Genomic DNA, 23,571 nt, shown 5'->3' with positions numbered 1-23,571 from the left:
GCCAATGATCACCCACCGGAGCATCAGGTGGGGTCGTCCCCGCGCGGGGACGACCCCACCTGCCGGGCGGGATCGTTCATACGGAAGTCTCCGCCGAGCCCTGGCCATTTTGTGCCTGATCGCCGCCGCCACGGTGCCGGCCGGTTCGTCGGTGACCGGCTCGTCGGCGGCTGACACCCCCGCACCCACGGTCCTGCGGGTACTCCAGTTGAACCTCTGCAACAGCGGCCGCGCCGGCTGCTACACGGGCCGATCGGTGAACGAAGCCGCCGTGGTCATGAGCGCAGAGGTGCCCGATCTGGTCACCCTCAACGAGATCTGCCAGGACGACGTAACAACCCTCGAGCGTACGTTCTCGCAGGTCCACAGTGGTGACACGGTCGTGTCCGCCTTCATGGCCGCCGGAGACCGCCCTTCCGGCGCCGTCACCCGCTGCCGCAACGGCCAGCCGTACGGCATCGGACTACTGACTCGCCTTGAGGCGCCGGACACGCGGCACACGGTGCACAGCGGAATCTACCCGACGCAGGATTTCACGGACCCTGAGGAACGAGCCTGGCTCTGCGTCGATGTCGCCGGCGTGCTGCACGCCTGCACCACACACCTGGCCGCCACGAGTTTCACCGTCGCGCTTGCCCAGTGCGGTCACCTGCTCGACACGGTGGTACCGACGATTCGCAGGAGTGCCGGATACGCGCCCACCGTGCTGCTTGGCGACCTCAACCTCCGACGCGGCGGCTCCCCCGACGTGCGGTCCTGTGTACCACCGGACTACCTGCGGATCGACGACGGCGCGCTGCAACACGTCATGGCGACAACTGACGTCAGGATCTGTTGCGGCCGGTCGGTGGGCATGCACGGGGCGACCGACCATCCGGGGCTGCTGGCCACACTCACGATCGACGGAGACCTCCCGCCGTGACGGCCCCGTAGCTCGGCGAGGTGGCCACGGACTGCGGTCAGTTGTCCTCTTGACCGGGACCGTCGTGGTGACCTCGCCGGTCATCCCCGTCGCCGGGATGCATGCCTCGCATCCCGGCGGGCTCATCACGGCTAGGCCCACCACCCCGGGCGGGTGCCGCAAGCACCAGCAGTGCGATCGCGAGGACTGGCACGAGCGCCAGCAGCGGTTCCGTGACCAGGCCTGGCGAGAAGAGGTCGTCGAGCGCCGTCATGCCCTCCACATCGGAGCGGAAGCCCGCCTGGAGGAACACCGCCTGGTGGCTGAACAAGCCCAGCTCCTGCCGGTTGACCGGCCGGACCGGCCCCGCGGCCGCCAGGTCAGCGGCGAGCACGGCAGCGGTCAGCAGCAACGCGCCCAGCATGGCCGGGACGCCGAACCGCCACTGCCGACCGGCGGCCACCACGAGCACCGCAAGCCCTGCGGCGACCACCACCATGGTCGGTAACTGGACGCCGAGCGTGACCAACAGCCGGGCCAGTCTCCCTCCGCCCAGGTCGGCGACCAGCATGACGGCCACCCCCGCGACGGCGGTCCAGGCGATCCACCGTAGCCATCGTGCGTCGGTCCGCGGCCGGTCGGCCAGCGTCACCACCGTTCCCACGCAGATCAGCGGTATGCCCAGCAGTGCCGACCAATGCTGCGTGACCTGCGCCGACATCGCCTCACCCAGCCACGCGAGATCGTCGCCGACCGAATACGGGCGCGGCGCGCTCAGCGGCGCGTAGAACGGTGACAGGTACCGTGGCCCGCCCGAGTCCGCCGCCGACGTCACGGCGTCGACGGCGAGCAGGCCGATACCACCAGCGACGGCGAGGCGGCCGCGCCCGGCGCCGAGCAGCACGATCGCCGCGAGAGCGGTCAGCGCCACCCCGGTCGCCTGCCCCGCGAGGACCGACGCGTCCGACAGCACGCCAAGGACATGCACCACTGCGGCGCCGGCGACCACCGACCAACACACCGATCCGGGAGACAGCCGCACGGCGCACATCCAACCACGGTGCCGCCCCCGCCGTCAGGGACCGGCCCCGGCGATGGGAGTCCCCGTGGCGTTCGCTCCCGGTCAGGTGACCTTTTGGACGCTCTCGGCGAACGCCGGAACGTCGGCGTGGCCGAACAGCCCGGGAACCCCGCCTGTGTGGATGAAGACGGTCGTATTGCCCGGTTCGATCTCGCCACGCCGAGTTGCCGCGATGAGTGCCGCCATCGCGCGCCCGGTGTACGTAGGGTCGAGGATGATCCCCTCCAGCCGGGCGACGAGGGTCAGCGCCTCCTCGACCGTGTCGGTGAGGCTCGCGTAGCCGCTTCCGATGTGGTCACCGTCGATGCGCAGGTCGTCGGCGCGAACATCCGGCGAGAGTGGGGCGACGAAGGCCGCCACGCGCTGTCGGGAGTCGTCGACCGCCCCGACATCGACGCCGAGCGTGCGGTCCGGGCCGAGGCTCGCGACGAGCCCGGCCATCGTGGCGCCCGAGCCGAGCGCCACCACGGCGGTACGCAGGTCGGGCACCTGGGACATCAACTCCTCGCCGCACCGTGCGTAGCCGCGGGTCGCCAACGCGCTGGACCCGCCGAACGGGATGAGGGCCGGACGCGCCCCTTCGGCACGCAGCCGGTCGCACACCCGCGTGGCGGCGTCTGCGAGTGCCTGCTGACCCGTCACCCCGGTGAAGACGATCTCGGCACCGAGGAACGCATCGAGAACGAGGTTGCCGGATCGCGCCACCCCGGGTTCACCCGGGAACACCAGCACGGCGCGTAGACCGAGGCGCGCCGCGGTCGCGGCGGTGAGCCGCGCATGGTTGCTCTGTGGACCGCCGGTGGTGACGAGCGTGTCGGCGTCATTCGCGAGTGCTTCGGCGGCCGTCCATTCCAGCTTGCGGATCTTGTTGCCGCCGCCGCCGAGGCCGGTGAGGTCGTCCCTCTTGATCAGAAGGTCACCGCGACCGAGCCCGAGAGCGGCGGCCAGTCGGGGCATCGGCTCCACCGGTGTGGGCCACGTGCCGAGCGTGAGCGGAATGATGGGTTCGGACATGCTGCCATCTTGGCAGGACCACCCGGTCGACAGCCGCCAAAGGATGCCGGGCGGCCGTCCGGCGTGGCCGCCCTCGGTGCTACTTGAGGAAATCCAGCAGCTGCCGTGTGGTCTCCTCGGGAGCCTCTTCCGGAATGAAGTGCCCGACCGGGACCGGCCCGCCGCGAACATCATCGGACCACTGCCTCCAGATCCCGAGCGGGTCGTCGTAGAGCTTCGCGACCTGACCCCGTTGGCTCCAGAGAAACAGCACGGGACACGCGATCTTCCGGCTGCCTCGGTCCGCCTCGTCCTGCTGGTAGTCCAACGTCGCGGCCGCGCGGAACTCCTCGCAGATCGCGTGGACGGTGGCGGGATCGCTGAACTGCCTGACGTATTCGGCGCGTACCTCGGCCGGGAACGCGTCCTTCACCTCAGGCCACATGTCGAGCATGAAATTGACGAGGACGGCGGGCGCCGCGTCGATGAACTGCTCGGGCACCGGCTCCGGTGCCGCCAGGAAGGACCAGACCCAGTAGGAGAGGCTGAACTTCATGTCGGCACGGTCGTACGCGTCGCCGCCAGGGACAACGTCCATGACGGCGAGCCGGGTGACAGCGTCTGGCTCATCGAGCGCCAGACGGTAGGCGCACCGGGCCCCGCGATCGTGCCCGACGAGCCTGAACTGGTCATAGCCCAGACTTCGCATGGCGTCGATCTGGTCGCGAGCGATCGCTCGCATGCTGTAGGGCTCATGATCGGCGCTGCTCGGCGGTTTGCCGCTGGCGCCCCAGCCCCGCATGTCAGTGACGACCACGGTGTAATTCTCGGCCAGCTGCGGCGCTACGCGATGCCACATGAGGTGCGTCTCAGGAATGCCGTGCAACAGAAGAACGGGGGGTCCGCTTCCGCCGCGGCGCCCATGAATCGTCGCCCCAGACGTAGGAATGTCGAACTCCTCGAATCCGTCAAACATGACCCCGGACCCCTCCGCGACTATTCAGTGCCTGACCACAACGCTATCGACAGCCGGCCCGCCCCCTGAGCAGATCGCGGGAACGCCCTCGCGACCCCGGGGCCGGGTTCGGTCACCCCTCGGCGGCCAGCGCGAGGACGTCTCGCGCGGTGGGCAGCGCGGCCTCACGGTGTGCTGGGACGAGACCGATCCGGGTGCGTCGGTCGAGCAGGTCGTCGACGGTGAGGGCGAGTTCGTGCCGGGTGGCCCAGAGGAGCTCTGCGCCGGTGACCGGGATGTCGGGGCTGATCGGCTGGCGGAGTTCGGCGGGCGCCTCGGCCAGGACGTCGACCGCCTCGGTGCCGTACCGGTGGACGAGCCGGCGTGGCGCGGGGACCCGGGCCAGTTGCGCTCTGCTCGCGGCGCCGGGTAGGGGGAGGTCGCGGGTGCGGCAGGGGCCGGCACGGAGGCGGCGCTGACAGACGGCGGTGTCGACGGCGTCCTCGGCCATCCGGCGGTAGGTGGTGAGCTTGCCGCCGATCACGCTGATGATCCCGTCGGGGTCGTCGATGACAGCGTGTCGGCGGGAGAGGTCGGCGGTTCGGGTGTCGGAGTCGGCGAGCAGCGGCCGTAGCCCGGCGTAGGCACCGAGGACGTCGGCGGGTTGGAGGGGCTGGTCGAGGACGCTGTTGAGGACGTCGAGCAGGAACGCGATGTCGGCGTCGGTGGGTTGCGGCACGTCGGGAACGGGGCCGGTCACCGGCTCGTCGGTCAGTCCGGCGTACACCAGGCCGTCGGTCTGGGGCAGCGCGAAGACGTAGCGGGTGAACTCACCGGGGACCGGGATGGTCAGGCCGGCCCAGAGTCCGCCCAGGCGGGCGGCGGACAGGACGATGTGGGTTCCTCGCGACGGGCGCAGACGTACGTGTGGGGTCAGGCTGCTGGCCCACACGCCCGTGGCGTTGATGACGGCGCGGGCGGTGACGTGCATCCGCGTCCCGGTGCGGGTGTCCTCGATGGTGGCGCCTTCGCGGTGCAGGCTGATCGCCCGGCAGCGGGGCAGGATGCGGGCGGACCGCGCCGCGGCCGCGCGCGCCAGACCGACGACAAGTCGCGCGTCGTCGCAGAGCTGCCCGTCCCAGGACAGGTGTGCTCCGCGCAGGCCCTCCGGCCGCAGTGCGGGCGCGATCGCACCCGCCTCGGCCGAGCCGAGCCTGCGCGTTCCCGGAAGGGTCCGCCGAGAGGTTCCGGCGCAGGTACGCAGCACGTCTCCGGCGCGAAGGCCGACCGCCGCGGCGCGCGCCTGCCAACGGCTGGTGTACGCCGTCGCCGGTAGCAGCATCGGCAAGGGGCGCGTCAGGTGCGGCGCAGTGCGGGTCAGCAGCAGGTGGCGCTCGGCGGCACTCTCGTAGGCGATGCCCACCTGGCCGTGTGCGAGATATCGCAGGCCACCGTGGACCAGCTTGGAGCTCCAGCGGGACGTGCCGTTGGCCAGATCGTGGGCGTCGACGGCGACCACGGACAGCCCACGGCTCGCGGCGTCGAGCGCCACTCCGGCGCCGGTGACGCCCAGCCCGACGACCAGGACGTCGACGGGCGCGCCGGCAACCAGTTCGGTGAGGTCACGTTCCCGGCGGGAGACGGTCAGCGAGGTGTTCACACGCCTCCTTGCGATGTAGTGACATTGAATGTCACTCTGTCACACATGAATATGGAAGGGGAAGCATCGCCCGTCGGATGGGCCCGCTGGGGCACCACGAAGAACGCGCAGGTGCTGCCGGAATCCGCTTCGACGCTGCTGGCGCAGGTCCTCGAACTGGCACCCCCGCCGCCGGTCGTACCGCTGGCCGAGGTGACGGTGCCGGACTGCGAGCTGGACGGCGCGGTCCTCGGCGCGTTGCGGCAGGCGCTGGGCGCCGGGCACGTGGTCACCACCCCTGACGCCCGGGCACGTCACGCGTCGGGCATGTCGACGCCAGACCTGCTCCGCCATCGACAGGGCCTGGTACGGGCGGCCCCGCAGGCCGTGCTGCGCCCGGCCGACCACGCCGAGGTGGTGTCCATCCTCGACATCTGCTCCCGGTTCGGGGTAACCGTTGTCCCCTTCGGTGGTGGCACCTCGGTCGTGGGCGGGCTGACGCCGTCCGCGGCGCGGCACGTCGCCGTCGACCTGAGTCGGCTGAGCGACGTCGTCGCCGTCGACCCGACGTCGCGGACCGCCACGCTGCAGGCCGGGCTACGCGCCCCCCGGGCCGCCGAGCTGCTCGCCGAGCACGGGTTCACCCTCGGCCACGTCCCGCAGTCCTACGAGTACGCCACCATCGGTGGATTCGCCGCCACCCGGTCATCCGGCCAGGCGTCGGCCGGCTACGGCCGCTTCGACGACATGGTCATGGCGCTGACGGTCGCCACGCCCCGGGGCACCGTACGGGCCGGCCGCGCCCCCGCGTCGGCCGCCGGTCCCGATCTGCGGCAACTGTTCCTGGGCAGCGAGGGGACGCTCGGCGTCATCACCGACGTGACCGTCCGGATCCGACCACTACCGGCCCAGTCGCACTACGAGGGCTGGCGGTTCGAATCGTTCGCCGAGGGCCTGCATGCCGTGCGGCGGTTGGCACAGGACGGGCCGCAGCCCACGGTGCTGCGGCTGTCCGACGAGGTCGAGACGATGATCGGGGCGACCGGCGCCGGCCGCTCCGACGGCGGCTGCCAGCTGATCGCCGGGTACGAGGGCGCGGATGTCCGTTCCACCGTCGAAGCGGCCGCCGCCGTGCTGGCGGCGCACGGCGGCGTGCCACTGGGCGAAGAGGCGGGCCAACAGTGGGCGCGGCACCGGTTCGACGCCCCGTACCTGCGGGACGCGCTGCTCGACGCGGGGGCGTTCGCGGAGACTCTGGAGACCGCGGCGTACTGGTCGGCGCTGCCGGAGGTGCACGACCGGGTGCGGCAGGCGATCCTCGCGGCCTTGCCGGACGGTGCGCTGGTGCTGGCACACGTGTCCCATGTCTACGAGACCGGCGCGTCTCTGTACTTCACGGTGATCTGCTCCCCCGGACCGGATCCGGTCGACCGATGGCGAAAGGCGAAGGCAGCGGCCAGCGACGCGATCGCGGCCGCGGGTGCCACGATCAGCCACCATCACGGTGTCGGCGCGGACCACCGGGCCTGGTACGCCGCCGAGATCGGCGACGTCGCCGTCGACCTGCTCCGGGCCGTCAAGCAGCAGCTGGACCCGGCCGGCATCCTCAATCCCGGCATCCTGGTGCCGTAGGTGCGGTCCTTCGCAGTGATCCTCGGGCCCACCGCGCGCCGAGGACTGTCCCGCCTGATGCCGGTGGCCCATCTGCTCCGCGGCGCCGGCGCCCGGATCCGGGCCGAATACACGCAGACGGCCGAGCAGGCCCGCCAGCGCGCCACGGCGGCGGTGCACGGCGGTGAGGTCGTCGTCGCCGCGGGCGGCGACGGCACCATCCGCCTGCTCGCCGGAGCGGTCGCCGACACCGGCGGTCTGCTCGGCGTCATCCCCGCCGGCCGCGGCAACGACTTCGCCCGCCAGCTCGGGTTGCCGCACTCCCCCGAGGCGGTCGCGGACCTGCTGCTGCACGGACGACCACGGGACCTCGACGTCCTGCACGTCGCGGGGCAGACCATCGTCGGCAGCGTCTATGTCGGCGTCGACGCGGCGGCCAACGAACTGGCCAACCGGTCACGTCTGCCCGCAGCGCTCGTGTATCCCACCGCCGGGCTGCGGGCACTGCTGCGCTGGCCGCGCACCCGGTACACGATCACCGTCGACGGCCGGACCGAGCACCGGCACGCCTACACGGTGGTGATCGCCAACTGCGGGTACTACGGCGGTGGCCTGCACGTCGCACCGGCGGCGCAGCCCGACGACGGGACCTTGGACGTCGTGGTGATCGGCCACGCCCCGAAGGTGCTGTTCCCGATAGCGCTGCGGCAGATGCGCACCGGCCGGCACGTACGGCGCGGGCACGTCTTCTCCTACCGTGGCACGTCGGTCACCGTGCGCGCCGACCGTCCGATGACCGTGTACGGCGACGGTGATCCCGTCGGTCGCGCCGACGAGGTAACCGTCGAGGTCCGCCCGCAGGCACTGCACGTCATCGCCGGCTAGGTCCCGTCGGGCCCCGGCTTCGGCATCCGGATCATGTCGGTGGTGAGCACCAGAATGGGTGGCATGAGTGACCAGGTGCAGTTGAGGGATGTCGAAGAAGCCGATCTGGAGGCGTTCCACCAACAGGAAAACGATCCCGAGTCGGTCCGTCGGTCGAGGTTCACCCCGCGCGACCGGGAGACGTTCATGAAGCACTGGGCGACGAAGGTCCTCGGCGATCCCGGTGTCTTCGTGCAGACGGTGACCGTCGACGGTGCCACGGCCGGCAGCATCGTGGCCTGGTGGATCCAGGACCAACGGTTCATCGGCTACTGGCTCGACCGCCAGTACTGGGGTCGGGGTGTGGGGACCAAGGCGTTGCGGCTGTTCCTGGGCCGGGAGAAGACCCGGCCGCTCTACGCGGACCCGGTCGGCACGAACACCGGCTCGGTCCGCCTGCTGGAGAAGCTCGGCTTCCAGCAGATCGACACCGTGCGTCACGGAGAAGACGAGCACGTCCTGCTCATGCTGGCCAGTCACACCGGTGCGCCGATCGGACCTCAGGACCCGCGAGACAACCCCTAGCCCGGCTCCAGGTAGCCGTCGACCAACAGCGCCAACTCCCGGTCGAACTCGGCAACCGGCACGTCGTCCGCGACCGTGCGCACGGACAGCACGAAGGACTGTGTGGTCAGGAAGACGGCGCGTGCCATGACCTCGGGCCTGCCGGGCCGGACGGAGCCGTCCTCGTGCCCGGCGGCCAGCGCCGCCGTGAGGAACCGCAGCATCTCGTCCTGGCCGTTGCCCCGCCGGTCGAGAAGGTACGGGAGCAGCACCTCCGGATCGACGTCACGGATCTTGCACAGCAGCGGGTGTTCCCGTAGCTCCCGCGCCACCGCCACCACCCGCGACACCAGGCGGGACCGGCCCGAGCCGTCTGTCTCGGCGGCCGCGGCGGCCATCAGCACCTGATGCCACTCCCGGCTCATCAGGTCCCCGATCAGGGACTGCACGTCCGGCCAGCGCCGGTAGACGGTCATCCGCGACACGCTGGCGCGCCGCGCCACATCCGTCATCGTCGTGCGACGTACGCCGTAGGCCAGCACGCAGTCACGGGCAGCGTCGAGAACCGTGTCGTCGACGGTGCGCTCGCCGGACTGGCTCACCTCCACCACGCGGATTGTCTATCACAGGGGCGATGTGTCCAGAGCCATCCGTGCGTTATGACGGCCGCCCGCCGAACGCCCAGTTGTGCACCTCGATGTCGGCGTACCGGCCCGGGGTCAGGACGGCACGCGCCCTGTCCGGGTCCGGCGCCCGGACCAGCGCCGCCGTACCCAGCCAGGTTGTGTTGTCGTCAGACAGCAGCGGCCCGTACGCGATCAGCTCGTCCCGGTCGGGCGGCACGGCGAGATCGGCGGCCTGCCCCGCGCCGAGCCCGAGCACCAGGTACCGGCTGCCACCCGTCCGGCCTCCGGAGAAGTCCCACATGGTGCGGCCCAGCGTGTTGCGCCACCGGCGCAGCAGCACATCCCGGTACACGCCCGCCTGGTAGTTGGGCTCGTCGAAGGCGAACGCGCGGGCGGCGGCAGCATCGGGGAGGTCGATGATGTGCACGCTGCCGGTGGGCGTGTCACCGTCCTCGGCGAAGGTCGGGCCGCGCGCGATCATCTCTTCCGCGTACCGATCCATGTACGACCAGTGCTCCGCCAGCAGCTCGTCGCGCAGTGCCAGGGAGTCGTGCCGGTCGCGGTGGTAACAGAAGAACTCCATGCCCCAAGTCTTGACCAGTGCCCGACAGCGATGCGTGTCGGGCCGCGATGGCGCTGTGGCGGCTCAGCGCACCGCGGCATCGGTACGAGGTTCGGGGCTTCCGACGTCCTGCAGGTGGCGCAGCCCCTCCGCCCAGGAGCGGCCCAGACTGGTTTCGTGGTAGCTGATGTCGTGCTCGGCGCAGAACCGTTGAATCAATGGCCGGGCGCGGCCCAGGTTGGGGCACGGCATGCTCGGGAACAGGTGATGTTCGATCTGGTAGTTCAAGCCACCCAGAGCGGCGTCGAGGAGCCGCCCGCCACGGACGTTGCGGGAGGTGAGCACCTGCCGCCGCAGGTAGTCGAGGTTGTCGTCGGCGCCGAGGATCGGCATGCCCTTGTGGTTGGGGGCGAAGGAGCAGCCGAGGTAGAGGCCCAGCAGGCCCTGGTTGACGACGATGAACACGACCGCCTGCGCGGGGCTCAGGACCAGGAACACGGCGGCGAGGTAGCCGCCCAGGTGCAGGGCCAGCAGCCCGGCTTCGGCGGGTCGACGCGCGAGGCGACGTGGGCTGAAGACGGCGCGGAGGCTGATGGCGTGCAGGTGCAGGCCCTCCAGCAGGAGCAGCGGGAAGAAGAGAAACGCCTGGTGACGGACGAACAGTGCGGCCAGGCCACGCTGTCGCCGGGCCTGGTCGGTGGTGAACGACAACGGCGCCACGGAGATGTCCGGGTCCTTGCCTTCGGTGTTCGGGTGGGCGTGGTGCCGGTTGTGCTTGTCTACCCACCAGCCGTAGCTGATCCCGGTCAGGAGGTTGCCGTGCACGATGCCGATCAGGTCGTTGGCCCGGCGCGAGCGGGCTATCTGCCGGTGTCCGGCATCGTGGCCGATGAACCCGGCCTGCGCGATGACCACCGCGAGGGCTACTGCCACTGCGAGCTGCCACCACGATTCGCCCAGTCGAGCGAACAGGACCCACAGGCCGGCGAAGGAGCCGACGACGAGGCCGATCCGCAGCGCGTAGTAGCCTGGCCGTCGATCGAGCAGACCCGCTGCGCGGACCTGCCGGGAAAGGTCTGCGTAGTCGCTGCCCCGCTGGCGGTCGACGCCGAGACTGATGTCGCTCACTTTGCAGCTCCCGCTGGTCCCTGTCCGCCGGATCTCTCTGCGGCGTCGGCTCGACCAGCCGGTCAGGCGGGCCATGAGCTGTTGACTCTTCTGCTGCGTGCTGGGTTTGGCCGCCTGGCGGCCGGCTCCCGCTGGATCAGATTACGCCTCCGTGGGTCGTTGGGCAGGCCGTTGAACAGCTTGCGCCGGAAGGGATTACGCGGATTACGCGGGACCGCGGGCCGGGCGCCGGCGGCGAAGATCGATCTCCGCTTCGGGCCGAGCATTTGTCTAGCGCCGACCCTACATGCCTGACTAAAGTCAGCTATATGAGATCGGAGTTCGTCGCCGCAGTGCGGCGTTTCAACCGGACGGTCACCCAGCGAGTGGGGGCACTCGACGACGAGTACATGGCCTCCGGACGCCCCCTCGCGCAGGCCCGGCTGCTGTGGGAGATCAGCCCCGACGGGGCCGAGGTGGCCGCGCTACGGGCCCGACTCGGGCTGGACTCGGGTTACCTCAGCCGGCTGCTGCGTGCCCTGGAAAATGACGGGCTCGTCACCGTCGGACCGGCCGACCAGCTCGGCGGCGACGCACGGGTACGGGTCGCCGCGCTCACCGGAGCCGGGCAGGCGGAGTGGGCCAAGCTCGACGAGCGCTCCGACGAGTTCGCCTCGGCTATCCTCGCACCGCTCACCGAGCCACACCGCGAACGGCTCGTCGCGGCGATGGCCCAGGTCGAGCGGCTGCTCATCGCGTCGATGGTGGTCATCGAGCCCTGCCCGCCGGGTGACCCCCGCGCCCGGGCATGCGTGCGCGCCTACGCCCGGGACATCACCCGGCGGTTCGACGGCGGGTTCGATCCGGCACTGAGCAACCCCGTCCACGACGAGGAGCTCATCCCGCCCGCCGGCGTGTTCCTGCTCGCCACCCTCAACTCCGAGCCCGTCGGCTGCGGCGCGGTCAAACTCCACCCCGACGCACCCGCCGAGATCAAACGGGTCTGGGTGGCAGACACCGTGCGCGGGCTCGGCATCGGCCGGCGGATACTGCGCGACCTGGAGCGGTACGCCGGCGAGCGGGGCTGGACCACCGTCCGGCTGGACACGAATCGAAATCTCACCGAAGCGATCGCGATGTACCACGCGGCCGGGTACCAGGAGATCGAGCCGTACAACAACGAGCACTTCGCGCACCACTGGTTCGAAAAGCAGCTTGATCCGCCAGGGCTGCCGGGAGAACAACCACCTCAGCGGACGAGCCCGAGGCGGGAATCACGCCGCGATCCGTGAGCATGCGCCGGCAACGGGTATCGCAGGTGACGCGACACCGGGACGCGAAGCCGTCCGACGCCGTATGCGTCACCCGGTGCCGCCCGCTATCGGACCGGGAGGAACGATCATGAGAAAGACCGAGCTGGCCGACGGTGGCCGGCGGGTCGTGGTGGTCGCTGTGGACAAGGGTGAGGACGCGGTGGCCGCCATCCACCAGGCGGCAACCCAGAGCGATATCCGCGGCGCGCGGGTCACCGCTGTCGGCGGGTTCCACTCGGCCGAGGTGGGCTACTTCGACCGCGAGAGGCGTGACTACGTCCGCATCCCCGTGGACGAACAGGTCGAGGTCCTGTCTCTGCTGGGCGACATCGCGGATGACCGCGGCAAGATCGCCCTGCACGTGCACACCGTCCTCGGCCGCCGGGACGGCACGACCGTCGGCGGGCACCTCATGCGGGGTGAGGTCTGGCCGACGCTGGAGGTCATCATCACCGAGGTCGGCGCCAGCCTCACCAAACAGATTGATCCAGAGACCGGCCTCGCCCTGCTCCCGGCAACCACCTACGGGCCACCAACCGCTGCGTGAAATCGCACTGCCCGGTGCGGCGGCAGTTGCAGCGGTGGGGCGTCATGCCTCCGGCCTCAGCGCGCGGCGCCGCCCGGTCGACCCGGGGCGGTCCCGGAGGGCCGGTGACCGACGCGTGGAGCCCGCACCACCGAAGAGTTGCCCGATCCTGGGCGGAATTCCCGTGCCGCACTGGCCACCGCGTCGTCCGGATCGCGCTCAAGTGCGTGCCGGATGTGCGCCGGGATGACCTCGGACTTCGCCATCGCCAGGCGGACCTGCACCGAACGGTCGTCAACCAGGAGTTCCAGATCCGCCTCGTCCAGCTCGACCGCACGGACCAGCGCGGCACGGACGTCGACCACGGGGTCCTGGGCGAGCGCGCGGCGCTGCTCAGCCGTGGTCCGCGGGTTGCGGGCGACCCCCTTGCGTACGCGTACGGTGCGATCGGCCAGCAGAGCGGTGATCACATCCGGATCGTGGCTGTGGGTGGCGAGTCGTTCCCGTACCTCGGGTGAGACGTCGTCGATCAGCTTGGCGGCCAGCTCGGGCTCCAGCTCCCGCGTCTCCGCGAGGAGACCACGAAGCTCCTTGTCGGGTGCCTCTGACATCACACGGCGAACGGACTCGTCGCAAGCCGGGTTGCCGGCGACCGCCCAGCGGACCCACCGGTCGGCGTCCTTGACCAGTCGCAGGAGATTGGCGATCGAGGTCGAGGGGTTTCTCGCCACGGCCTCCCGGACGTCACGATCGGGGTCCCGGGTCAGCGGGCGCAGTGCCTGCGCGGGTGCGTCAATCCGGACCGCGACCGCCTTACGGACCACGGGCGACGGGTCGGACGCCAGGTCGAAAAGGGTCATCTGTGGCGTTGCGGGGTCCTGTGCGAGGGCGAGCCGCGCGTCGGCGCCACCACCGATCTCCCGGTAGGCGGTGGAACCTGACCCGTTGTGACGGTCGGGCCCGCCGACGTCCTGCTGCTTTGCCATGGGTCCAATCATGTCACGGGCTGACCGGGGGCAACGCGAGCCTGACCAGCGCCTCGATCTGGCCGAGGGAGTGCGTCAGCCGGTGGTGGGCTGGTCAGACCGCCGAGCATGACCTTGATCGCCTTCGCTCGGGCTACGTCGCTGTCCGCGCTGAGGGTCATCCTGCCGAAGGCGGCGATGTCCCCGGCGGTGATGCCGGGTCGGGCGGCCGAGACACCGGCGTGCCGACGACCGACCGGCACAGCCGGGCAGTACGTCGACAGTGGACGTGGGTACGATGCCAGCGATCCACACAGGATGACATTTCTTGAGGGGAGCCTCGCATGGCTAGCCTGGAATCCGAACTCGCCGCGAAGCTTCAACCCGACGTGCCGCACGCGGCACGGATCTGGAACTACTGGATGGGCGGCAAGGACAACTTCCAGTCCGACCGGGCGGCCGGTGACGGTGTGGCCGAGGTCTACCCGGAGATCGTCCTCATGGCGCAGCATTCTCGCCGGTTCCTGGTGCGAGCCGTACGATTCCTGGCCGCCGAGGCCGGCATCCGCCAGTTCCTAGACATCGGCACCGGCCTGCCCACCATGCAGAACACCCACGCGGTCGCCCAGGAGGTCGCGCCCGAGTCGCGGATCGTCTACGTGGACAACGACCCGATGGTGCTCGTGCACGCCCGGGCACTGCTGGCCAACACGACCTCCGAGGGCGTCACCAACTACGTGCCCGCCGACTACCACGACCCCGAGAAGATTCTCACCGAGGCGGCGGCGACGCTGGACTTCAGCCAGCCCATCGCCGTGATGTACATGGGCGTGATGGGCTACGAGCCCGACATCAACGTCGTGCGCTCGATCGTCCAGCAGACGATGAACGCCACCGCCTCCGGCAGCCACCTGGTGCTGTGGGACGGCACCGACACCAGCCCGGCGGTGGTCTCCGGCGCTGCGCGGCTGGCCGAGAGCGGGGGTGTCCCGTACATCCTGCGCAGCCCCCAGGAGCTGGCGAGCTGCTTCGAAGGGCTGACAATGGTGGAGCCCGGCCTGGTGCCGATCCCGCTGTGGCGGCCGGACGAGCCCGACGCACAGGCAATCGACGCGTACGGCGCAGTGGCCCGCAAGCCCTGACCGTTCACCTTCGGTCCGGGAGCCCGGGCCGGTCTCGCACCGGCCTGGGTTCTCGTCAGGTCGATCTCCCTACCCGGGCAGGGAGATCGACCTGCGATTGATGTAGACGACCTGGGCGGCGAAGGCCAGCAGAGCCAACACGCTGCCGACGCCGATCGCGAGCCCGGACGACAACCCGGCAAGTCCGACCAACAGCGTGACCACGAGCCCCGCCAGCAGTGCGTTCACGGCACCGACCAACGCCGCCGTCGTCAGCAGCATCTGCGCTCGCCCGGGCGTGTTGCCAACCGCCGCCCAGGTCGCCTGCGTGGTGACCTCGCCCTGCACCGCGTCGGCGAAGAACTTGTGATCGCCGGCCAGTCGGCGGTGGTAGTAGGCCCGGATGCGTTGGATCCGCGCGAGATCCAGCTCGTTCTCCACCATGTTCTGCACGAGCCGCAGGAACGTGAGCATTCCGGTGATCACCAGCGTCGGCAGCACCGCCCCGAGGTACGGACGGACGAGCGCGGCGTTACTGGCAACGAAGCCGAGCCCGATCAGCGCGGCAGAGAGCATGGACAGGAAGATCGTCGCCCGGCCCACCGACTCGGTGATGGTCGCGCTGCGCGAGGTCTGCAGCACGAAATGCTCGGTGGTGAGGGCGCTGAGCAACGCCTGTTCGCGTTCGCCGTCGTCCATGCACCTCACCGTCCGTGACTGACCGGGGTCATCGTCACGATACGAGCTTCGGGAACGGCCGGACGGAAAACCGACGGTCATGCGCGGGACATTGAGCGTCGCCACCGCGACGCCGCCCGGCCGACCGAGACGCTGGGCCGACTCAGGAACTGGGCAACACCTGGTCAGTGGTGCTGGCCCCGGCGGAAGCGATCGGCTCGCGCAGCGGAATGCCTCGCAGATTGAGCACCATGACGAGGCCGACGCCGACGACCAGGGCGATATCAGCGACATTGCCGACAAAGAATCCGGCGTAGTCGATGAAGTCCACAACGTGTCCCCGGGCGAAACCCGGCTCGCGGAAGAGACGGTCCAGCAGATGCGTCGCCGCACCGCCGAGCACCAACCCCAACGCCACCGCCCAGGGCCGCGAGGTGACCCGCCGCGCCACGACCGTCACCCCGACCACCGCCGCAGCCGCGGTGATCGAGAAGATCCAGGTGGACCCGGAGCCGATGGAGAAGGCGGCACCGGGGTTGTAAACCAGTCGCAGTTGCAGCAGGTCACCGACGACGGAGATGGTCTGGCCGGCGGACAGCGTGGACTGGACCCAGTACTTGGTGGCCTGGTCGGAGACGAGCACCAGGGCAGCGATCATCACAACGGCGCGGAACACACCGGAACCCTAACGGGTCGCCTCCAGAGCACACCAACGATGACCGTCAGGCGGTGGGGCGGTAGGTAGCGATGATCACGCCGGTTGTCGTCGGTACGGCCTCGACCAGTTCCAACGTGCCGTACGCGTCCTCACCCTCGGCGAACAGCTTCATCCCGGTGCCGAGCGTGAGTGGGTGGATCGACAGCGTGTAGACGTCGACCAGGCTGGCTCGGGCCAGCGACCGCACCAACTCGCCGCTGCCGAGCACGATCAGGTCGCCTTCGACGTCGCGCTTGAGCGTGGCCACGGCGTCGGCCGCGTCGCCTTCGAGCAGGGACGAGTTCTCCCAGGGCAGCGGCTCGGCCAGAGCGCGCGAGGCGACGTACTTGCGCCTCCGGTTGAGGACATCGGTGTACGGGTTACCGTCGGTCTGCTTCGACCAGAAGCCGTAGAACTGCTCGTAGGTGCGGCGGCCGAAGAGCATCCCGCCACCCTCGCTCATGCCCTTGCCCATCGTCTCGGCCATGACCTGGTCGGCATACGGGCGGGCCCAGCCGCCGTACGGGAAGCCTCCCCGCGTGTCCTCGTCGGCCCCGCCCGGCGCCTGCATGACCCCGTCGAGTGTCACGTTCTGGACCACGACGACCTTGCCCATGGTGCTCTCCTCGCGTAAGCGGCCGGCCCTTCGCCGGCATCTCACCAGCTACACGAACGACCCGCCCCCGGATCGACAACACCGGGAAAGCCACCTTGCCCGCAACTGTTGCGTCGCTTCGACCGACGGATCCGACGCCCGGCCAGCCTTCTCCCGCGCCTGGTAACGCAGCAGGTCGTGCCTCGCGCCCTACCTGGCGTCGGCCATTGCCGACGCGAACCAGCCGGTGATGGTGGTGGGGTGGGTGATCGCAGTGCCCACCACCACCGCCCACGCGCCGGCCCGCAACGCCTGCGCCGCCTGCGCCGGCGTGTGGATCCGGCCTTCCGCGATCACCGGCACGTCGATCGCGGTGGCGAGCTGGGCGACCAGATCCAGGTCCGGACCGGGCTGCTTGCTGGTGTACGACGTGTAGCCGGCCAGGGTGGTGCCCACCAGGTCGGCGCCCGCCGCGGCGGCGGCGATTCCCTCGGCGAGGGTGGAGCAGTCGGCCATCACCATGGCTCCGGTCTGCTCGTGCACGGCGGCGACGGTCTCGGTGAGGGACCGGCCGTCGGGCCGTGGTCGAGCGGTGCCGTCGAGCGCGACGATGTGCGCACCGGCCCGGGCGACGGCCAGCGCGTGGTCGAGCGTGGGAGTGATGAAGACGTCGTCGTCCCCGTCCTTCCACAGCCCGATCAGCGGGAGGTCAACCGCGTCCCGGATGGCCGCGATGTCCGCCAGGCCCTGGGCGCGGATGCCCGCGGCTCCGCCCTGGACGGCGGCGAGGGCGACCCGGCGCATCGTGTCCTGGTCCCGCATCGGCTCACCGGGATACGCCTGGCACGAGACGACCAGCCGGTGGCGGAGCTGCGCGATCAGTGTGTTCATGCCAGGGCCTCCCAGGCCAGCGAGGCGGCACCGAGAAGTGGAGCGTGCGAACCGAGGGCCGAGGCCAGGACGGGCACGTCGTCCAAGCTGGGCAACGTCTCCCGCTTCACCGCGTCACGAAGTGCCTGCCACCAGAGCTCGCCCAGGCCGGTGACACCGCCGCCGATCACGACCGCGTCGGGGTCGAGCATGTTGACCAGCCCGCCGACGGCCGAGCCGACAGCGGCCCCGCCCAGCAGGATGATCTCTCTGGCCGTCTCGTCGCCGTCTTCGGCGAGTGCGGCCACGGACCGCAGGTCGTCGACCGGCTGACCGGTGCGCCGCGCGTACTCGTTGGCGAGGCCTGGCCCGGAGGCGATCGCCTCCAGGTGGCCCTGTCCGCCGCAGGTGCAGGGCAGTGACCCGGCGTACGGGGAGGACTGGTGACCGGCGTGGCCGGCCGCGGAGTGCGCGCCGGCGAGCACGGTGCCGCCGACGACGAACGAGGCGCCGATGCCGGTGCCGACGGCGATGAAGAGCACCGTTTCGCACCCGGCCGCGATGCCGTGGCGCGCCTCACCGAGGGCGTGCGCGTGCACGTCGTTGATGACCGTGACGGGCAGCCCCAGCCGCTGGTGCAGGGTGCCCCGCAGATCCGTGCCGGCCCAGCCGGTCAGGACATCGGTGGCCGAGAGCACCCGGCCCGTCCGGCTGTCGATCACCCCGGCGCTGCCGACCCCGAGAGCCCGGACGGCCGTACCCGCCGACTTCGCCATCAGTTGGCCGACAAGGCCGGCGGCGGTGTCGAGTACGGCGGACGCCCCCGTCCTGCCCGGGGTTGCGGCGGTGACGCGGTCGACGACCTTCCCCTGCCTGGTCACGATGGCGGCCGCCGTCTTGGTGCCCCCGATGTCGAGCGCGGCGACCGCCTCGACGGAGACCGCGCTGGGCTTGCTTGCCTCGGTCATGGTCAGAGGAGCCCCGCCAGTTCCAGCTGGGTACGCACGCGGGCCGTCTCGTCGGCGTCGAGCGGTCGCATGGGAAGTGACACCGCGTTGGTGGCGATGACACCGAGCAGGGCCAGTGCGGTCTTGAACGCGCCGACACCCCTGGTCGCTCCTGCCGACGTGGCGGGGTCGGCCGCGTCGACGATGCGGAACAGTCGGGTCAGGCGGTCCTGCTCACGGCGGGCGGCCTCCCAGTCGCCGCCGATGCTGGCCTGGTGGAGTCGCACGTAGCCGGCCGGGTCCACGTTGCCCAGCCCGGGGACTGAGCCGGAGGCGCCGGCCAGCATCATCGCGTCGACGACCACCTCGTGCCCGGTCAGCAGACTGAAGCCGCTGTCCGGCGCCTGGTCCGCGATCGACAGCACCAGCTGGCGGAAGGCGACATCGTCTCCGCTGGAGTCCTTGACACCGGCGAGGACCCCTTCCGCCGCCAGACGGGTCAGCAGGTCGGTGGAGAGCTTGGTGTGCACGCAGACCGGAATGTCGTACGCGAGCAGGGGCAGCTCCGCCGCCGCGGCGATCGACCGGAAGTGCCGCTCGATCTCGTGGGGGCCGACGATGGCGTAGAACGGGGCGGTCGCGACCAGCGCGTCAGCTCCCAGCCGCGTCGACGCCTCAGCCCGGTCGAGGACCCGGCGGGTGGTCGGCTCGATGCAGCCGGCGATGACGGGGACGGCACCTCCGACGGTCTTCACGACGGTCTCGAGAGCCTGGTCCCGTTGCCGGTCGGTGAGGAAGACGGTCTCGCCCGAGCTGCCGAGCGCGAAGATGCCGTCGACGCCGGCGCCGAGCAGCCGCTCGACGAGCCGTTCGAGGGATCTGACGTCGACCTCGCCCTCCTCGGTCAGGGGGGTGACGGTCGGCGGAACGACTCCGGCGAACCGCGGGGCTGAGGTGCTCACGCTGTCTCCTCGACATGTAGGGGGGTGCTGCGACCCGTCACCGCGCTGGCGAGTTCGACCAGCTCGGCGTTGCTGGTTCCGGCAGGAACGGGGTGGTAGCACCGGAACTCGTGGAAGTCGCCGCCGTCGGCGTTCGCGCCCTGGACCGTTGGCATCTCGGTGGCGCACACGTCGGTGGCGTTCCAGCAGCGGGTCCGGAACGGGCATCCGCTGGGCGGTCGGGTGGCGGATGGGACAGGGCCGACCAGTGGGATGGGGTCGATGGGCGAGAGCAGACCCGGTGTGGCGGAGAAGAGCGCACGGGTGTACGGATGCTGAGCCCCCTCGGGCAGCAGGGCGGCCGGCGCCTGCTCCACGATCCGGCCGAGGTACATCGTGACGACGCGGTCACTGATCCTCTTGACGGTCTGGATGTCGTGGGAGACCAGGACCATGGCCAGACCGAGCCGGTCCTTGAGGTCCAGCAGCAGATTGAGGATCTGGGCCCGCACCGAGACGTCGAGGGCGCTGGTGGGCTCGTCAGCGATGACCAGTCCCGGTTCCAGCGCCAGCGCGCGGGCGATGGACACCCGCTGGCGTTGACCTCCGGAGAGCTGGCTCGGCAGGACGTCTGCGACCGAGCGGGGTAGGCCCACCAGGGTCATCAGCTCGGCGACCCGCTCCTCTCGCTGTTCCCTGGTGCCCCGGCGGTGCACGTCGAGCGGGTCGCGCAGGATGTCGCGTACCGCCATTCGCCGGTTCAGCGACGTGGCGGGGTCCTGGAAGATCATGCCGACGCCGGCGCCGATGTGCTGGCGCCGTTCCGCGGCGCTCATCGACCACACGTCCTTGCCGGCGAAGGAGACCGTGCCGCTCGTCGGCCGCTGGAGCCCGACCAGCACCTTGGCCAGAGTGGACTTACCGCAGCCAGACTCACCGACGATGCCGACGGTCTCCCCCGCGCTGATGGTCAGGTCCGCACCGGTGAGCGCGTACACCCGCTCACGGTTGAACATGCCACCCCCACGGATGCGGTGAACCACGTGCACGTCGCTCAGCTCGGCGATCGGCTGTCGCGGGGCTGTCGCGCTCATCGGGCCAGCTCCTTCTCGCTGACGGGTACGGCCGGGTGGTGGCAGGCGTACCCATGGGCGGCAGTGCCCTCCAGGCGGGGTGCCGTGTCGCGACAGACCCGGGTGGCCATGGGACAGCGATCGGCGAACCGACATCCCGGTGGGAAGTCGGCCGGCGACGGCACGACCCCGCGGATCTGGGTGAGCCGCTCCGCGCCGGTCTCGAGGGAGAGGACGGATCCGAGGAGCCCACGGGCGTAGTGGTGCGCCGGCGCCTCGATCACGTCGGCGGTGACGCCGGTCTCGACGATCTGCCCGCCGTACATGACGACGACGCGGTCCGAGACGTCACTGACCAGAGCGAGATCGTGGCTGACCAGGATCAGGGCGAAGCCCAACTGCTCCCGCAGTCGCAGCAGCAGCTCCATCACCTGCGCCTGGATCGTGACGTCGAGCGCGGTGGTCGGCTCGTCGGCGATGATGAGGCGCGGATCCCGGGACAGGGCCATCGCGATCACCACTCGTTGCCGCTGCCCGCCGGACAGCTCGTGGGGGTAGGCCGCGAGCGTGCGCTGCGGGTCCAGACCCACCAGCCGCATCAGTTCGTCGGCCGACCGGGTGCCACCGCGGCGGATCATCTGCGCCAGTTGTGTCCCGATGCGCAGTGCGGGGTTCAGAGCCGAGAGGGCGTCCTGGTAGACCATCGCGATCTCGCGCCCCATCAGGGCACGGCGCCGCTTCGCGTTCAGGGACAGCAGGTTGGTGCCCTGGAACGAGACCTCCCCGCGCACCCTGGCCCCCTGCGGCAGCAGCCCCATGACGGCGAGGGCCGTCAGGGACTTGCCCGAGCCCGACTCCCCCACCAGGCCGACGACCTCGCCGGGACGGACGTCGAAGGAAAGTCCGTCGACGATGTCGACGCCCTGATGGCGCCCCTCGAAACCGATCGACAGGTTCTTGATCTCAAGGACGGGCTGGCCCTGCGGGAGGGGACGGGCCCGCTCGCGGAGCCGCTGCGCCGCCACCGTGAGACCGGGCAGACTCACGACCTCGCCGACGCCCGGCTGCGCCTGCTCCAGCGCGTCGCCGGTCGACACGTTGGTGGCGCGCCGTGCCGCCGGGGCGGCCCAGGCGTCGGACACCCCTTCGGAGAGCACGTTCAGGGCCAGCACGGTCAGCAGGATCAGCAGGCCGGGGAAGAACGTCGCCCACCATCCACCGATCTGCACCATCTCCTTGCCGAAGGCGATCACCGAGCCCCACGAGGAGGCCGCCTCCTGCGGGGCCAGCCCACCACCGATGAAGGAGAGGGACGCCTCGAAGACGATGGAGTCGGCGACCATGACGGTGACGAAGACCAGAATGGGCGCGGCGCAGTTGCGCAGGACGTGTCGCCAGAGGATGTGCGGTCGACGGGCGCCGATGATCCGTTCGGCCGCCACATAGTCCTCGCGATACTGCGACAGCACGTTGGCGCGGACGATGCGCGCGACCGACGGGGTGAAGACGAATCCGATCGCGATCACGAGGACCAGCAGGCTGTTCTTGCCGAAGGAGATGATCAGCAGGGCGGAGAGCACGATGGCGGGGAAGGCCATGACGACGTCGAGGCAGCGCATCACCACCTCGTCGACGGCGGTCCGGCCGGTTCCGGCCAGGGCGCCGAGGATCGAGCCGGCCAGCAGGGCGAGGCCTGCCGCGCCGAAGCCGACGATCAGGGACCGCCGGGTGCCCGCCACCAGCCGCGAGAAGACATCCCGCCCGAGCTTGTCCAGACCGAACCAGAAGTCGCCATTCGGGCCGGTCAGCGCCGGGCCGAGCCCGGTCTGGGTGGGGTCATGCCGGACGAGGATCGGGGCGAAGATGCCCACCAGGACGATGAGCAGGACGAAACCAAGCGCGAGCCGGGCAGTGAGGCCGAGCCGTTTGAAGGCGACGCCGGGGCGGGACAGCCGGGCGACGAGTGTCTGACGCATCAGTGGCCTCCGCGCAGTCGAGGGTTGGCGAAGACGTAGAGGATGTCGACAACCAGATTCACGAGGACGAAACCGAGGGCGATCGTGAGGACGGTCCCCTGGGCGAGGGCGGTGTCGTTCTGCTGCACCGCGCTCATGATCTGGGTGCCCATGCCCGGCAGCGAGAAGATGGCCTCGATGACGACCGTGCCTCCGATGAGGTAGCCGATGCGCAGGCCCAGCGCGGTGAGCGGATTGACGAGCGCGTTACGCAGCACGTTGCGTCCGATCACCACTCGGGGCGGCAGTCCGGCACCCATCGCCGTCCGGACGTAGTCCTTGTCGAGTTCCTCGACCATCGACGTCCGCACGATTCTGGCGAGCGAGCACCCGACAGGTACGGCCAGAGCGAGTGCGGGCAGGGCGACGGACTGCAGCCAGAGGGAAACCGAGTCCGCGGGGTTGACGTAGCCACCGGTCGGGAAGATCGGGCGCCGGACCGCGAGCTCCTGGATGAGCAGGAGCGCCAGCCAGAACGACGGCGTGGCGATCCCGGCCATGGAAACGAACCGAATGACCTGGTCGGGCCAGCGGTCCCGGTACAGCGCGGCGGGGATGCCGAGGGCGAGCGCGATGACCAGCGCGCCCAGCACACCCATGACCGTCAGCTGGATCGTCAGCGGCAGGGCGGTGGCGATCTTGTCGGCGACCGGAACCGATGGCGGAAAGGTCATGCCCAGGTCGCCTCGGATCAGGTCACCCAGGAAGTGGAGATACCGCAGCGGCAGCGGGTCGTTGAGGCCGTTGGCGGCCTTGAACGCCGCGACCTGCGCGGGCGTCGCCTGGTCGCCGAGGACCGACAGCGCGGGGTCGATCGGCGAGAACTGCATGATCACGAAGACGAACAGCGTGATGCCCAGCACCAGGGGGATCAGGGTCAGGAGTCGTCGCGCGACCAGGCTCAGGACGGTCAGCATGGTTTCTCTT

General features: G+C 70.4%; 24 protein-coding genes. 7 read left to right on the top strand and 17 right to left on the bottom strand.

Going from position 1 to position 23,571, the window contains the following annotated elements:
- Positions 1-4: 4 nt before the first annotated feature.
- A complete protein-coding gene (locus ABZV00_RS10470) occupies positions 5-922 on the top strand; it encodes an endonuclease/exonuclease/phosphatase family protein (protein ID WP_355604012.1) in 918 nt (305 codons plus the stop codon).
- Positions 923-959: 37 nt separating this feature from the next.
- On the opposite strand, the gene ABZV00_RS10465 is transcribed toward ABZV00_RS10470, so the two are convergent.
- The 4 genes from ABZV00_RS10465 to ABZV00_RS10450 all read right to left on the bottom strand — a co-directional run bounded on the left by ABZV00_RS10465 (position 960) and on the right by ABZV00_RS10450 (position 5,590).
- Positions 960-1,943 (bottom strand): hypothetical protein, encoded by a 984-nt coding sequence (locus ABZV00_RS10465; protein WP_355604009.1) that lies wholly within the window; start codon positions 1,941-1,943, stop codon positions 960-962.
- An 81-nt stretch (positions 1,944-2,024) separates the two neighbouring features.
- A complete protein-coding gene (locus tag ABZV00_RS10460; protein ID WP_355604006.1) occupies positions 2,025-2,996 on the bottom strand; it encodes a pyridoxal-phosphate dependent enzyme in 972 nt (323 codons plus the stop codon).
- A 79-nt stretch (positions 2,997-3,075) separates the two neighbouring features.
- The gene (locus ABZV00_RS10455; protein WP_355604003.1) at positions 3,076-3,951 is read right to left on the bottom strand and encodes an alpha/beta hydrolase; all 876 of its coding nucleotides are present in this window, start codon (positions 3,949-3,951) and stop codon (positions 3,076-3,078) included.
- 112 nt (positions 3,952-4,063) lie between these two features.
- Positions 4,064-5,590, bottom strand: a complete 1,527-nt coding sequence (locus ABZV00_RS10450; RefSeq protein WP_355604000.1) for a glycerol-3-phosphate dehydrogenase/oxidase — start codon at positions 5,588-5,590, stop codon at positions 4,064-4,066.
- Between the two features lie 45 nt (positions 5,591-5,635).
- Here ABZV00_RS10450 and ABZV00_RS10445 point away from each other — a divergent pair, with 45 nt between their 5' ends.
- The 3 genes from ABZV00_RS10445 to ABZV00_RS10435 all read left to right on the top strand — a co-directional run bounded on the left by ABZV00_RS10445 (position 5,636) and on the right by ABZV00_RS10435 (position 8,629).
- Complete coding sequence (locus ABZV00_RS10445) at positions 5,636-7,201, top strand: FAD-binding oxidoreductase (RefSeq protein WP_355603997.1); 1,566 nt, start codon at positions 5,636-5,638, stop codon at positions 7,199-7,201.
- Entirely contained in the window at positions 7,202-8,065 is an 864-nt protein-coding gene (locus tag ABZV00_RS10440) for a YegS/Rv2252/BmrU family lipid kinase (RefSeq protein WP_355603994.1), read from the top strand.
- A 63-nt stretch (positions 8,066-8,128) separates the two neighbouring features.
- The gene (locus ABZV00_RS10435; RefSeq protein WP_355603991.1) at positions 8,129-8,629 is read left to right on the top strand and encodes a GNAT family N-acetyltransferase; all 501 of its coding nucleotides are present in this window, start codon (positions 8,129-8,131) and stop codon (positions 8,627-8,629) included.
- On the opposite strand, the gene ABZV00_RS10430 is transcribed toward ABZV00_RS10435, so the two are convergent.
- The 3 genes from ABZV00_RS10430 to ABZV00_RS10420 all read right to left on the bottom strand — a co-directional run bounded on the left by ABZV00_RS10430 (position 8,626) and on the right by ABZV00_RS10420 (position 10,924).
- Entirely contained in the window at positions 8,626-9,219 is a 594-nt protein-coding gene (locus ABZV00_RS10430) for a TetR/AcrR family transcriptional regulator (protein WP_355603988.1), read from the bottom strand. The genes ABZV00_RS10435 and ABZV00_RS10430 overlap by 4 nt on opposite strands.
- Before the next feature lie 46 nt (positions 9,220-9,265).
- Entirely contained in the window at positions 9,266-9,817 is a 552-nt protein-coding gene (locus tag ABZV00_RS10425) for a YciI family protein (protein ID WP_355603985.1), read from the bottom strand.
- 63 nt (positions 9,818-9,880) lie between these two features.
- Positions 9,881-10,924 (bottom strand): acyl-CoA desaturase, encoded by a 1,044-nt coding sequence (locus tag ABZV00_RS10420; protein WP_355603983.1) that lies wholly within the window; start codon positions 10,922-10,924, stop codon positions 9,881-9,883.
- 308 nt (positions 10,925-11,232) lie between these two features.
- On the opposite strand from ABZV00_RS10420, the gene ABZV00_RS10415 reads away from it, so the two are divergent.
- Positions 11,233-12,195 (top strand): helix-turn-helix domain-containing GNAT family N-acetyltransferase, encoded by a 963-nt coding sequence (locus ABZV00_RS10415; protein WP_355603981.1) that lies wholly within the window; start codon positions 11,233-11,235, stop codon positions 12,193-12,195.
- A gap of 109 nt (positions 12,196-12,304) precedes the next feature.
- On the top strand, positions 12,305-12,763 hold the full coding sequence (locus ABZV00_RS10410; protein WP_355603979.1) for a PPC domain-containing DNA-binding protein: 459 nt from the start codon (positions 12,305-12,307) through the stop codon (positions 12,761-12,763).
- Positions 12,764-12,819: 56 nt separating this feature from the next.
- Here ABZV00_RS10410 and ABZV00_RS10405 read toward each other — a convergent pair whose 3' ends face one another.
- Positions 12,820-13,728: a hypothetical protein gene (locus ABZV00_RS10405; protein WP_355603977.1), complete on the bottom strand. Its 909-nt coding sequence runs from the start codon at positions 13,726-13,728 to the stop codon at positions 12,820-12,822.
- 323 nt (positions 13,729-14,051) lie between these two features.
- Here ABZV00_RS10405 and ABZV00_RS10400 point away from each other — a divergent pair, with 323 nt between their 5' ends.
- Positions 14,052-14,849 (top strand): SAM-dependent methyltransferase, encoded by a 798-nt coding sequence (locus ABZV00_RS10400; protein ID WP_355603974.1) that lies wholly within the window; start codon positions 14,052-14,054, stop codon positions 14,847-14,849.
- 69 nt (positions 14,850-14,918) lie between these two features.
- Here ABZV00_RS10400 and ABZV00_RS10395 read toward each other — a convergent pair whose 3' ends face one another.
- The 9 genes from ABZV00_RS10395 to ABZV00_RS10355 form a co-directional block, all read right to left on the bottom strand.
- Positions 14,919-15,527: a hypothetical protein gene (locus ABZV00_RS10395; RefSeq protein WP_355603972.1), complete on the bottom strand. Its 609-nt coding sequence runs from the start codon at positions 15,525-15,527 to the stop codon at positions 14,919-14,921.
- 142 nt (positions 15,528-15,669) lie between these two features.
- Positions 15,670-16,182: a signal peptidase II gene (lspA, locus tag ABZV00_RS10390; protein ID WP_355603970.1), complete on the bottom strand. Its 513-nt coding sequence runs from the start codon at positions 16,180-16,182 to the stop codon at positions 15,670-15,672.
- Positions 16,183-16,228: 46 nt separating this feature from the next.
- Positions 16,229-16,819, bottom strand: a complete 591-nt coding sequence (locus ABZV00_RS10385; protein ID WP_355603967.1) for a dihydrofolate reductase family protein — start codon at positions 16,817-16,819, stop codon at positions 16,229-16,231.
- Positions 16,820-17,008: 189 nt separating this feature from the next.
- Complete coding sequence (locus ABZV00_RS10380) at positions 17,009-17,689, bottom strand: N-acetylmannosamine-6-phosphate 2-epimerase (protein ID WP_355603964.1); 681 nt, start codon at positions 17,687-17,689, stop codon at positions 17,009-17,011.
- Positions 17,686-18,636: an ROK family protein gene (locus ABZV00_RS10375; protein ID WP_355603961.1), complete on the bottom strand. Its 951-nt coding sequence runs from the start codon at positions 18,634-18,636 to the stop codon at positions 17,686-17,688. Before ABZV00_RS10375 ends, ABZV00_RS10380 begins: the two co-directional genes overlap by 4 nt.
- 2 nt (positions 18,637-18,638) lie before the next feature.
- The gene (locus tag ABZV00_RS10370; RefSeq protein WP_355603958.1) at positions 18,639-19,577 is read right to left on the bottom strand and encodes a dihydrodipicolinate synthase family protein; all 939 of its coding nucleotides are present in this window, start codon (positions 19,575-19,577) and stop codon (positions 18,639-18,641) included.
- Positions 19,574-20,650, bottom strand: coding sequence for an ABC transporter ATP-binding protein (locus ABZV00_RS10365; protein ID WP_355603955.1), 1,077 nt, complete (start codon positions 20,648-20,650; stop codon positions 19,574-19,576). Before ABZV00_RS10365 ends, ABZV00_RS10370 begins: the two co-directional genes overlap by 4 nt.
- Positions 20,647-22,605, bottom strand: coding sequence for a dipeptide/oligopeptide/nickel ABC transporter permease/ATP-binding protein (locus tag ABZV00_RS10360; RefSeq protein ID WP_355603953.1), 1,959 nt, complete (start codon positions 22,603-22,605; stop codon positions 20,647-20,649). The genes ABZV00_RS10365 and ABZV00_RS10360 overlap by 4 nt, the downstream gene beginning before the upstream one ends.
- Positions 22,605-23,561, bottom strand: a complete 957-nt coding sequence (locus ABZV00_RS10355) for an ABC transporter permease (RefSeq protein WP_355603951.1) — start codon at positions 23,559-23,561, stop codon at positions 22,605-22,607. The genes ABZV00_RS10360 and ABZV00_RS10355 overlap by 1 nt, the downstream gene beginning before the upstream one ends.
- Positions 23,562-23,571: the final 10 nt, after the last annotated feature.

Origin of the sequence: Micromonospora sp. NPDC005173, from assembly GCF_040608515.1 — a bacterium.
Classification (GTDB): domain Bacteria; phylum Actinomycetota; class Actinomycetes; order Mycobacteriales; family Micromonosporaceae; genus Micromonospora.
Note: the sequence above shows the minus strand (reverse complement) of the source record. Positions and strands in the feature narration are given on the sequence as shown.